Source organism: Morganella morganii (genome assembly GCF_041099235.1).
GTDB classification, from domain to species: Bacteria; Pseudomonadota; Gammaproteobacteria; order Enterobacterales; family Enterobacteriaceae; genus Morganella; species Morganella morganii_E.
On the sequence record NZ_JBFZSO010000014.1, the window covers coordinates 1 to 12,892 of the forward strand.

7 protein-coding genes and 1 tRNA gene are annotated in these 12,892 nt (G+C 51.9%); 5 read left to right on the forward strand and 3 right to left on the reverse strand.

Annotated features, from left to right (window positions below; translation table 11 throughout):
• Window positions 1-77 (forward strand) — tRNA-Asp (locus AB7038_RS16760).
• A gap of 147 nt (window positions 78-224) precedes the next feature.
• Complete coding sequence (metA, locus tag AB7038_RS16765) at window positions 225-1,154, forward strand: homoserine O-acetyltransferase MetA (RefSeq protein ID WP_004238285.1); 930 nt, start codon at window positions 225-227, stop codon at window positions 1,152-1,154.
• A 53-nt stretch (window positions 1,155-1,207) separates the two neighbouring features.
• On the opposite strand, the gene AB7038_RS16770 is transcribed toward metA, so the two are convergent.
• Together AB7038_RS16770 and edd are read right to left on the reverse strand one after the other, a co-directional pair.
• Window positions 1,208-1,849 carry a bifunctional 4-hydroxy-2-oxoglutarate aldolase/2-dehydro-3-deoxy-phosphogluconate aldolase gene (locus AB7038_RS16770; RefSeq protein ID WP_072872472.1) on the reverse strand — a complete coding sequence of 214 codons (642 nt, stop codon included), beginning with the start codon at window positions 1,847-1,849 and terminating at the stop codon, window positions 1,208-1,210.
• Complete coding sequence (gene edd, locus AB7038_RS16775) at window positions 1,842-3,707, reverse strand: phosphogluconate dehydratase (protein WP_369453677.1); 1,866 nt, start codon at window positions 3,705-3,707, stop codon at window positions 1,842-1,844. Before edd ends, AB7038_RS16770 begins: the two co-directional genes overlap by 8 nt.
• Window positions 3,708-4,021: 314 nt before the next feature.
• Between edd and metH the strand changes: the two genes are divergently transcribed.
• Both metH and AB7038_RS16785 read left to right on the forward strand, forming a co-directional pair.
• Window positions 4,022-7,702, forward strand: a complete 3,681-nt coding sequence (gene metH, locus AB7038_RS16780) for a methionine synthase (RefSeq protein WP_369453678.1) — start codon at window positions 4,022-4,024, stop codon at window positions 7,700-7,702.
• Window positions 7,703-8,400: 698 nt separating this feature from the next.
• Window positions 8,401-8,985, forward strand: coding sequence for a hypothetical protein (locus AB7038_RS16785; protein WP_004238280.1), 585 nt, complete (start codon window positions 8,401-8,403; stop codon window positions 8,983-8,985).
• Window positions 8,986-9,439: 454 nt separating this feature from the next.
• Here the strand turns inward: AB7038_RS16785 and lysC are convergent, their stop codons facing one another.
• The gene (lysC, locus tag AB7038_RS16790) at window positions 9,440-10,807 is read right to left on the reverse strand and encodes a lysine-sensitive aspartokinase 3 (protein WP_369453679.1); all 1,368 of its coding nucleotides are present in this window, start codon (window positions 10,805-10,807) and stop codon (window positions 9,440-9,442) included.
• 282 nt (window positions 10,808-11,089) lie between these two features.
• Between lysC and pgi the strand changes: the two genes are divergently transcribed.
• On the forward strand, window positions 11,090-12,736 hold the full coding sequence (gene pgi, locus AB7038_RS16795) for a glucose-6-phosphate isomerase (RefSeq protein ID WP_368890242.1): 1,647 nt from the start codon (window positions 11,090-11,092) through the stop codon (window positions 12,734-12,736).
• Window positions 12,737-12,892 lie beyond the last annotated feature (156 nt).

A 12,892-nucleotide genomic window follows, 5' to 3' on the forward strand; every position in this document is an offset into this window, starting at 1 on the left:
GGAGCGGTAGTTCAGTTGGTTAGAATACCTGCCTGTCACGCAGGGGGTCGCGGGTTCGAGTCCCGTCCGTTCCGCCAACAAACATTAACCCCGATAGGAAACTATCGGGGTTTTGTTTTTTGTATGAAATAAATTCACCTTGCTGTTTTTCCCTCGACAGAACCTCTCTTTTTCGTTAGTTTTGGATGTCCGGATGTCTAAAATAACAAGGAGAGCCCGCCGCTATGCCAATCCGTATCCCTGATGAACTTCCTGCTGTTACCGATCTGCGTGATGAAAATATCTTTGTGATGACATCATCACGGGCACAATTTCAGGATATACGGCCACTGAAAGTGCTGTTTTTAAATCTGATGCCCAAGAAGATTGAAACAGAACTGCAATTTCTGCGTCTGCTCTCCAACACACCGCTTCAGGTTGATATTCAGTTGCTGCGTATCAGTCACCATGAATCAAAGAATACACCCAAGGCGCATCTGGATGCCTTTTATTGTGACTTTGACGATATAAAAGAACAGAATTTTGATGGTCTGGTGATCACCGGTGCACCACTCGGCCTGGTTGAATTTCAGGATGTGGATTACTGGCCGGAACTGGATGAGATTATCCGCTGGTCGCAGACACACGTCACATCAACACTTTTTGTCTGCTGGGCAGTACAGGCGGGGCTGAACACGCTTTACAATATCCCGAAACAAACGCTGCCGGAAAAGATTTCCGGGGTGTATACCCATACCACACTGATGCCGCATGCACTGCTGACCAGAGGATTTGACGGGCAGTTTTCCGCGCCCCACTCCCGCTATGCGGCATTCCCTGAAGCGATGATCCGCGAAAATACCGATCTCGATATCCTGGCTGCCTCTGAAGAAGCAGGAGCCTATCTGTTTGCCAGCAAAGATAAACGCCAGGTCTATGTCACCGGCCATGCAGAGTATGATGCCGATACCCTGGCAGGGGAATATCAGCGTGACTCGGATGCCGGGTTGGATCCTGCTATCCCGGTGAACTATTTTCCGGATAACGATCCATCGAAAACACCGGTATCCAGCTGGCGCGGACACGGCCATCTTCTTTATGCTAACTGGCTGAATTATTGTGTTTATCAGATAACACCGTACGACCTGAGTGTGATGAATCCGACGGCAGACTGATAAAAAAAGCCACCGCGAACGGTGGCAAAAGGCAGACTTAATTCACGATGTCTTTATGCAGCGGCACCAGCAACGGCTTGTGCCGCCAGTGCAGTAATACGGTCATAGTCTCCGTCACGCAGTGCATCTTCCGGCACCAGCCATGAACCACCGACACAGGCCACACTGCTGAGTGCGAGGTAATCCCGGTAGTTATTCAGGGAGATCCCTCCGGTCGGGCAGAAACGGATATCCGGGAAGGGACCTGAAATCGCTTTCAGCGCTTTCACCCCGCCATTTGCTTCAGCCGGGAAGAATTTAAAATTTTTCAGTCCGTAAGCCATACCGGCCATCAACTCAGAAACCGTGGCGATCCCGGGGATCAGCGGAATGGAGCCCTGATCGGCTGCCTGTAAGAGAGATTCTGTCAGGCCGGGACTGATAGCAAACTGTGCACCGGCGTCAGTGACGGCTTTCAGTTGTTCCGGATTAATCACAGTACCTGCACCGACAATCGCCTCCGGTACTTCTTCCGCAATGGCGCGGATGGCCTCAATTGCACACTCTGTACGCAGTGTGACTTCCAGAACGCGGATCCCGCCCGCGACCAGCGCACGGGCCAGCGGTACTGCCTGATGCAGTTCACGGATAACAATGACAGGCACAACCGGTCCTGCATTTAAAACGGATTGCGCGCTTAACATCTGATCATTCATCGTCATTCTCACTTTTATAAAAACGAATACAGCAGGCACCTTCTTCCGCACCTGAGAGTTGCGTGCGTAATGCACTGAATAATTCACGGCCTGAGCCGTCCCGCTCTGCGCTGAGGTCAGGGATGACACTTTCACGTGCTGCAAGAACCGTCTCATCAACATGCAGTGTCAGCTCACCGGTCTGCCCGTTCACCCGGATCATATCGCCGTCACGGACTTTGGTCAGCAGCCCGCCGGTATACGCTTCCGGGGTAACGTGAATAGCGGAAGGTACTTTGCCGGATGCGCCGGACAAACGACCGTCTGTTACCAGAGCCACCCGGTAACCTTTATCCATCAGCACGCCCAGCGGCGGCATCAGTTTGTGCAGTTCCGGCATTCCGTTGGCCTGCGGCCCCTGGAAACGCACCACCACCACACAATCTTTGTTCAGTTTTCCGGCCTCAAACGCGGGCACAATATCATGCTGGCTGTTAAACACGATGGCCGGGGCTTCAATAATCTGGTTATCGGCAGGCACTGCCGAGGTTTTCATCACCGCACGTCCGAGATTTCCGGTCAGTACTTTGGTGCCGCCGTGAGACGAAAACGGTGCATTTCCGGATGCAATCACACTGTCATCAAGCGAGCTGAGCGCGCCTTCCCGCCATTTCAGTTCACCGTTATCCAGCCACGGCTCCTGTGTATAACGGGATAAGCCGAAACCGGCGACAGTATGAACATCTTCATGCAGCAGCCCCAGGCTGAGCAGCTCACGGATAATCAGCTGTAATCCGCCTGCGGCATGGAACTGGTTGATATCTGCCGGGCCATTCGGGTAGATCCGGCTGAGCAGCGGGATAATGTCCGACAACTCAGAAAAATCATCCCAGTTGATGATAATCCCGGCAGCCGCAGCCATCGCGATAAGGTGCATAGTGAGATTGGTGGAGCCCCCTGTTGCCAGCAAACCAACGATGCCGTTAACGACGACTTTTTCATCCACCAGTTGCCCGACCGGCAGATAATTGCCGCTGTTTTCGGTAAAGCGGACAACCTGGCGGGCGGCGGCATCTGTCAGTGCGGTACGCAGCGGGGTATCAGGATGAATAAAGGACGCGCCCGGCAGATGCAGGCCCATGATTTCCATCACCATCTGATTGGAATTAGCAGTGCCGTAAAAAGTACAGGTTCCGGCTGAATGATAAGAGGCCGCTTCTGCATCCAGCAGCGCCCGGCGATCAACTTTCCCTTCAGCAAATAACTGACGGACATGCACTTTTTCTTTATTCGGCAGACCGCTGGTCATAGGCCCCGCCGGAATAAAGATTGATGGAAGATGGCCGAAAGAGAGTGCCGCCATCATCATCCCCGGGACGATTTTATCGCAGATCCCGAGGTAAAGTGCGCCATCAAACATATTGTGGGAAAGCCCGACAGCGGCAGACATTGCAATCACATCACGGCTCAGCAGGGACAGCTCCATACCATCCTGTCCCTGGGTCACGCCGTCACACATGGCGGGAACCCCGCCGGCAACCTGGCCGATGGCACCCACGCTGTGCAGTGCCGCTTTGATTTGTTCCGGATAAAATTCATACGGCTTATGTGCTGACAACATGTCATTGTAAGCGGTGATGATTGCAATATCGTTATGCGTCATATTACGCAGCTGCTGTTTCTCATCCGGCTGGCAGGCGGCAAAACCGTGAGCCAGGTTACCGCAGGCCAGCTGAGCACGATGAACGGTTTTACTGCGTGCGGCGCTGATTTTTTCCAGATACCGGGCACGGGATACACGGGAACGCGTCGTAATACGGGCGGTAATTTCTGAAAGTCGCGGATGAACCGGCGGGTACGCAGAATGTGTCATAGTCATGGCTCCGTGCTGATTATCTGCCTGTTGCAGTATCATGAACTCATTTGTTACCGGTAACATTGGCACAGATCAGCAACGGATTGCAACTTTTATGAGCAATTCTCTTTCCTGAATATGATCCACCTCAAATTTAGCTGAAACGAGAAAGCTTTCGGCGCGGATCGAATAATCAGAAAAAGAGGGTTGAGTACCTCTGCGGATCACAGCAACATGAAAAACGCTCAGGTTGCACGTTAATGCACTCAGGGAAAGTTGTGGTAGTATAGACGTTCAGACGGCTATTTAAACGGGCATTGCAGAGCGGAGTCAGATAAATGGATAATAAAATCAGTGTATTAAAAAAAGCGCTTAATCAACGGATCCTGATTCTTGATGGTGCGATGGGAACAATGATCCAGCGCTATGCACTGAACGAAAAGGAATACCGCGGTGAGCGTTTCGCTGACTGGCCGGTGGATCTGAAGGGAAATAACGATCTGTTATCCATTACGCAGCCGGATATTATCCGCGAGATTCATCACGCCTATCTGGAAGCCGGTGCGGATATAATTGAAACCAACAGCTTTAACTCCACAGTTATTTCCATGGCGGATTATCAGATGGAATCTCTGTCTGATGAAATCAATGAAGCCGCCGCAAAACTGGCGCGGGAATGTGCTGATGAATGGACACGCAAAACACCGGAAAAGCCCCGTTATGTGGCCGGCATTCTGGGGCCGACCAACCGGACGGCATCCATCTCCCCCGATGTGAATGATCCGGCTTACCGTAATGTCTCCTATGACGCGCTGGTTGAGGCTTACCGCAGCTCTGTGCGGGCACTGGTCCGCGGCGGGGCAGACATCATTATGATCGAAACAATTTTCGATACCCTGAATGCCAAGGCAGCGATTTATGCCGTTGAAACTGAATTTGAGGCGCTGGGGATTAAATTACCGGTAATGCTTTCCGGTACGATCACGGATGCCTCCGGCCGGACACTGACCGGTCAGACAACCGAAGCCTTTTATAACTCCATGCGGCACATCCGTCCTATCTCTTTCGGGCTGAACTGTGCGCTGGGGCCTGCTGAACTGCGCCAGTATGTGGCGGAGTTGTCCCGTATCGCGGATTGCTATGTCAGTACTCATCCGAATGCCGGTCTGCCGAATGCGTTCGGCGGTTATGACCTGGATGCTGCCAATATGGCGGGCTATATCAGTGAGTGGGCACAGTCTGGTCTGCTGAATATTGTCGGTGGCTGCTGCGGTACCACGCCTGACCATATCCGTGCTATTGCACAGGCGGTGGCAGATATTCCGCCGCGTGTTATCCCCGATCGCCCCGTGGCCTGCCGTCTGGCGGGGCTGGAGCCGCTGACCATCGACGAAAACTCCCTGTTCGTCAACGTGGGGGAGAGAACCAATATCACCGGTTCCGCACGGTTTAAGCGGCTGATTAAAGAAGGTAATTACCAGGAAGCACTGGATGTGGCCCGTAATCAGGTGGAGAACGGTGCACAGATCATTGATATCAACATGGATGAGGGCATGCTGGATTCACAGGCTGCCATGGTGCGTTTCCTGAATATGATTTCCGGTGAGCCGGATATCGCCCGCGTACCGATTATGATCGACTCCTCAAAATGGGAGGTGATAGAGGCCGGACTGAAATGTATCCAGGGTAAAGGCATTGTGAACTCGATTTCCCTGAAAGAGGGAGAAGAAGCTTTTATCGATCATGCCAAAAAAGTGCTGCGTTACGGCGCTGCCGTGATTGTGATGGCCTTTGATGAAACCGGTCAGGCGGATACCCGGCAGCGCAAGACAGAAATCTGTCAGCGGGCTTACCGCATTCTGACCGAACAGGTGGGATTCCCGCCGGAAGATATTATTTTTGACCCGAATATTTTTGCGGTGGCAACCGGTATTCCTGAGCATAACAACTATGCGGTTGATTTTATTGAAGCCTGTAAGGACATTAAGGCGACACTGCCCCATGCACTGATCTCCGGCGGGGTCTCCAACGTCTCTTTCTCATTCCGCGGCAATGATCCGGTACGGGAAGCGATTCATGCCGTTTTCCTTTATTACGCCATCCGTAACGGTATGGACATGGGAATTGTGAATGCCGGGCAACTGGCTATTTATGATGATTTACCATCTGCACTGCGTGATGCGGTGGAAGATGTCATTCTGAACCGCCGCGAGGATGCCACAGACCGGCTGCTGGCGCTGGCAGAAGAATATCGCGGCAGCAAAGGGGAAAATGATCAGCCGCAGCTCGCGGAATGGCGCGGGTGGGATGTGGAAAAGCGTCTGGAATATGCGCTGGTGAAAGGGATCTCGGAATTTATTGTTGAGGATACCGAAGCCGCCCGTCTGCGGGCTGACAGCCCGATTGAAGTGATCGAAGGTCCGCTGATGAACGGTATGAATGTGGTCGGCGATCTGTTCAGTGAGGGAAAAATGTTCCTGCCGCAGGTGGTAAAATCCGCCCGGGTGATGAAACAGGCGGTGGCGTATCTGGAACCATATATTCAGGCAGCGAAAACCAGCGGCTCCAGTGCCGGGAAAGTCCTGCTGGCGACAGTCAAAGGCGATGTGCATGATATCGGTAAGAATATCGTCGGTGTGGTATTGCAGTGTAATAACTACGAAATTATTGACCTCGGGGTGATGGTGCCCTGTGAAACAATTCTCCGCACAGCCATTGAGGAAAAAGTGGATATTATCGGGCTGTCCGGGCTTATCACGCCGTCCCTGGATGAAATGGTGCATGTGGCCAAAGAGATGGAACGTCAGGGGTTTTCCCTGCCGCTGCTGATCGGCGGTGCCACCACATCCAAAGCCCATACGGCGGTGAAAATTGAGCCGAATTACAGCGGCCCGGTGACCTATGTACAGAATGCCTCGCGGACAGTCGGGGTGGTGGCAGCATTACTGTCCGATAAACAACGGGATGAATTTGTTGCCCGCACCCGCAAAGAATATGAGGTTGTCCGCGATCAGTATGCCCGCCGTCAGCCGCGCTCAGCACCGGTGACACTTGCACAGGCGCGGGCAAATGCGTTTGCGGCGGATTGGGATAATTATACGCCGCCGCGCCCGGCATTTACCGGGGTGAAAACTGTCACTGCACCGATTTCGGTACTGCGCCGTTATATTGACTGGACACCTTTCTTTATGACCTGGTCGCTGGCCGGAAAATACCCGCGTATTCTGGAAGATGATGTCGTCGGTGAAGAAGCCCGCCGCCTGTTTAAAGAGGCAAACGCGATGCTGGATGAGCTGGACAGAACCGGCGCACTGACACCGCGTGGCGTGGCGGGGATCTTCCCGGCTAACCGGATCGGGGATGATATCGCGGTTTACCGTGACGAATCCCGCGAAGAAATTCAGTTATACAGCTGTCATCTGCGCCAGCAGACACAGAAAAAAGATGGTTTCCCGAATGCCTGCCTGGCGGATTTTGTCGCCCCGCCGGGGATTCCGGATTACCTCGGGGCATTTGCGGTCACCGGCGGGCTTGAGGAGGATACACTGGCTGCTCAGTTTGATGCGGCACACGATGATTACAATAAAATCATGGTGAAAGCCCTCGCTGACCGGCTGGCGGAAGGGTTTGCGGAGTATCTGCATGAGCAGGTGCGTAAAACCGTCTGGGGCTACAGCCCGGATGAAAACCTGGATAATGACTCGCTGATCCGCGAAAACTACCAGGGGATCCGCCCCGCACCCGGCTATCCGGCCTGTCCGGAGCATACGGAGAAAAGCAAAATCTGGGAACTGCTGGATGTTGAAGGTCATACCGGCATGCGTCTGACGGAGTCTTACGCTATGTGGCCGGGGGCATCGGTATCCGGCTGGTATTTCAGTCATCCGCAGAGCCGCTATTTTGCGGTGGCTCAGATCCAGCGGGATCAGATTGAGGATTATGCCGCCCGCAAAGGTATGCCGGTGAAAGAGCTTGAGCGCTGGCTGGCCCCTAACCTGGGGTATGACCCGGAAGACTGAGTATTATCGCGTGTCAGTCTCCTGTCCCGGTTTGCATTAACTGCCGGGTACTGTTCTGCGTATAGTGAGTCATGCAGTATCACTGTATGCCATTATCAGAACAGAAGGAGAATCGTATGAGCTCAGTATTTATCATTGCCGGTAGCCGGGCCGGGGAGGTGGTATGACACTCCCCGTTTTCAGGCCGTTAATGATATCCGCCACTTTTGTCTTATGCAGCGTATTTGCCGGTAACTGCCGTGCTGAGACTGATTTACCCTGCGCGATACTCTACAAGATCAAAGTTGAGGAAATAGATGATCGTATTTGCTTCAGCAGACGGTCGTTACCTGACTGCCCTGCATTGTGTCATCCGTCAAAAAGTGTGGAAAAAAAGATAGAGTTTCATTGTGTCCGCTCTGATAACCCGTTATCTGATACCGGAGCCGATATCATTTTGAATGTCACTGTTCCGGTGAGTTGTGAAGCGACACTTCCTGTATTCGCAGTACCGGACACCACACCATAATCTGAAATAAAACAGGATAACCGGCCGGGATCCTTTCAATCGTTTTCTCAATTATCACGGAATGTGACAGCCTGCTCTTGTCATTGTTTTTTTCATCCCCATTTATAGATAAGTAATTATCCCGTACTATGGCTGACAACAGCCGTGACCGGGCATATCAGATTCAGCCATAAAAGGGAGTGATGAGACAATGTACCGTTTCTATATTCAGGATGCTTTACCTGCCGGGTGCCTGCCCGCGTATTCGCTGCCGAAAGCAGATCAGCCTCATTATTATGAATTGGATGAAAGTATCCTCAACGCTGCACTGAATATCATGCAGATCACGGATATCCTGGATACCGATGATGTGCTGGACGATGACTGTTTTAACCGAATCTGGCTGAAAAGCGAGCTGACACCCGCCCGGGCGTCAGAGGTCTATCACTTCTTATATCAGCAGCAACTGCCGGAACCGGTACCGTCACCGGATGAAATCGCTGCCTTTAAACAGGCGAGAGCCGACGAACTGGCGCTGCTGAGCCGGCGCAGCCCGAAAGAGGGGTATGTGCCTGTCCATAAATTTGCCACACAGGATGCCTGGCGGATCATGCCGGAAGAATGCCTGCTTATTGCCGGTGTTCTGACTGATCACATGCTGGAAGATAACAATATGGTGGTCAGTAACATCGCATCACTGTGCAAAATCAGCCACAAAACACTGGAATATGCCCTGAGAGGCTGGCGTGAGTTTAATTTATTTGCGGCAGAACATGGCGGTTATCAGGTTTGCTGATAATTCAGTAATTTTTGTTACGCAATAATAACACTAGATATGAATTATTACTTCCGAAACTGGTAAATAAAATTAATTATTATTAAAGCAATAATACATAATTGGTAATTAAAATCAGTATAAATAGCTCTGATAGTTATTGATAAAAATTGTTTATATTGTTTTGTGCAAATATGAGTTTTGTTAATGGAAAGGTTGGCGGGTTACCGTATAATTTTTCATGAGGGATATGATTAATAGCGATAAATAATTCACTGTTATTTATGTTTCCTCCCGTGATCGTCTTACTCTTCTTCATATTGGGAGCTTTCAATATCGTTATACAGCGGACAGTATACGGTATGTATGTATCGGCAATACTCGTCACTTGTGTTTCATGTTGATCTCTGTTTCGTGTGATTGATCGCCTGACGCTGACCACGTCAGGCGTTTTTTTATCTGAAAAAGGAGGGGATCAGAACAGATCGCGGTGAAGGGCGCGGATGATATCTTCGGCATCATTGCCCGGGACCAGCAGGCACATGTTGTGTCCGCTTGCACCATAACTGATCATGCGGATGTTAAACGGCTCAAGGGCGCTGAAGATCGTTTTACCCAGCCCGTGTGCACGGGTCAGTTCATTACCGATAACCGCGACCAGCGCCAGATTCTGCTCCACTTCAATACGGCACAGTGCAGATAACTCGGCGGTCAGCTCATCACTGAGCAGTGTTCCGTTAGTGTGTGTGGAACCGACCGTGTCGAGTGTCAGGGCGATACTGACTTCTGACGTGGTGATCACATCCACGGAAATATTATGGCGGGAAAGAATAGTGAAGATTTCCGCCAGAAAGCCGCGCGCATGCAGCATTTTCAGGCTGTGCAGTGTCAGCAGGGTTTGCTGGCGGCGTAATGTCAGGGCGCGGAACAGCGGCGGATTCGGGTCATTATCACACACCAGCGTGCCGCCCGCGCCGCTCTCTTTACTGGAGCCGACAAATACCGGGATCCCGCTGCGCACGGCAGGCAGCAGAGTGGCCGGATGCAGGATTTTCGCTCCGAAGTTTGCCATTTCCGCCGCTTCATCAAAGGTAATATGATCAATCGGATAGGCATCCGGAACAATGCGCGGGTCCGTGGTGTAGATCCCGGGCACATCTGTCCAGATATCCACACGCTGGCAGCCGAGCGCCTCCGCCAGCAGTGCCGCAGTGTAATCACTGCCGCCGCGTCCGAGCGTGGTGGTACGCCCTGCCGCTTCCCGGCCGATAAATCCCTGGGTGATCACCGGGCCCTGTGACAGACGCGGGGCAAGGAGCTGATCACAGCACGTGCGCAATACTGCGGTATCCGGCTCTGCCCGGCCGAAGCAGTCATCTGTCTGCATGACCTCACGGACATCAAACCATTGCGCCTGTGCGCCTTGTTTCCGGAGCACTTCGGTAAACAGCAGCGTCGACATAATCTCACCATGACTGACAATTTCATCCACCAGAGCGCTGGAGGTTGCCAGTGCCGCTGCATCCGATAAGGTGGTGATATTGCCCAGCAGGCGGTCAATCTCATTGTGCACCACCGCGTTCTCCGGCAGACGGGACAGGATTTCATATTGTGTGTCACGAACCTGTTTCAGACATTTTTCACGTTGCGCGCGCGGGCATCCCTGAGCTAATTCGATTAATGCATTGGTGATCCCGGCGGAGGCGGATAACACCACCAGTGCCACACCGGGGGTCTGCAGAACGACCCCGGCACTTTTCTGCATGGCGTCATAATTTGCCACACTGGTACCACCGAATTTTGCGATGACCTGCTGAGCAGGCGCGGAAGATACTGACGCCATAATGAATTCCCTTATCCCGTAAAGTGAAAAATGTGAGCTGTGTTACACTGATAGAATTATCGGGATTGCCGGAATGAGTCAATATTGATTAACGGATAATCAATATCTTTCATAATGACAGGCAAATTATCGTTTTTTGCGATATTCCGCTCCGGCGCTGGTTTTGTTTCTGTTTTTTGAGCAATATCACGGAATGACAGATGCATAACACCTTTATCGTCAGGACAGAGTACACTTTGTTGACACGATTCAGTTTTGGTTTTCAATGAAAAGAGAGCTGCAATGAAAAATATTAACCCCACTGATACTGCGGCCTGGAAGGCGCTGGAACAGCATTACGACACAATGAAAACTGTGCATCTCCGCGACTTATTTGCGCAGGATAACGACCGGTTCAGCCGTTTTTCTGCCACGTTCGGCGAAGACATGCTGGTGGATTATTCCAAAAACCGTATCACACAGGAAACTCTTGATAAGCTGCAGGCACTGGCTGAAGAGTGTGATGTGCGTGGGGCTGTCCGCAGTATGTTTTCCGGTGAGAAGATCAACCGGACAGAAAACCGTGCGGTTCTGCACACCGCGCTGCGCCACCGTGACAATACCCCGGTAATGACTGACGGGCAGGATGTGATGCCGGAGGTTCGCGCCGTGCTGGAAAAAATGCGCGTGTTCAGTGAGCGGATCATCAGCGGGGAGTGGAAAGGTTATACCGGCAAGTCAATTACCGATGTGGTGAATATCGGTATCGGCGGTTCTGATCTCGGCCCTTATATGGTGACAGAGGCGCTGCGCCCGTATAAAAATCATCTGGGCATGCATTTTGTCTCCAATGTTGACGGCACCCATATCGCTGAAACCCTGAAAGAACTGGATCCGGAAACCACACTGTTTCTGATCGCCTCCAAAACCTTCACCACTCAGGAAACCATGACCAACGCCCATTCCGCGCGTGACTGGTTCCTGGCTGCGGCCAAAGACCCGGCTCATGTGGCGAAACACTTTGCCGCGCTGTCCACCAATGCGGACGCGGTGGCGGCGTTCGGTATTGATACCGCCAATATGTTTGAGTTCTGGGACTGGGTCGGCGGGCGCTATTCCCTGTGGTCGGCGATTGGTCTGTCTATCGTGCTCTCTGTCGGTTATGACAACTTCACGCAGTTGCTCGATGGTGCGTATGCCATGGACAAGCATTTCACCGAAACTGAATTCTCGCAGAATATCCCGGTGCTGCTGGCGCTGATTGGCCTGTGGTACAACAATTTCTTCGGTGCGGAAACCGAGGCGATTCTGCCTTATGATCAGTATATGCACCGCTTTGCGGCTTATTTCCAGCAGGGCAATATGGAGTCCAACGGGAAATACGTGGATCGTAACGGTAAGGTGGTTTCTCATCAGACCGGGCCGGTTATCTGGGGCGAGCCGGGCACCAACGGGCAGCATGCGTTTTATCAGCTGATCCATCAGGGTACTAAACTGATCCCGTGTGATTTTATCGCACCGGCACAAAGCCATAATCCGCTGGGAGATCATCACAGCAAACTGCTGTCGAATTTCTTCGCGCAGACCGAAGCACTGGCCTTCGGCAAAACCCGCGGACAGGTGGATGCGGAATTTGCCGCACAGGGCAAAAATCCGGCAGAAATGGATTATGTCGCACCGTTTAAAGTTTTTGAGGGTAACCGCCCGACAAACTCCATCCTGCTGAAATCCATTACTCCGTTCAGCCTCGGGGCACTGATCGCCATGTATGAGCATAAGATTTTTGTTCAGGGCGTGATCATGAATATCTATACGTTTGATCAGTGGGGCGTCGAACTGGGCAAACAGCTGGCAAACCGGATTCTGCCGGAACTGGCGGATGATAAGCCGGTTGAAAGCCACGACAGCTCAACCAACGGCCTGATTAACCGGTTTAAAAACTGGCGTTAGTGCTGATTTCGCGTTAACCGAGCATTTTATAAACAAAGCCGCTCTGCATTGTGCAGAGCGGCTTTATTTTTAGCAAAAAATTTTCAGTAACGCGCTCATTTCCTGCCGGGTTTTGTTAAAGTGTATCAGAACGCATATTATGCCCCTGATAACCGG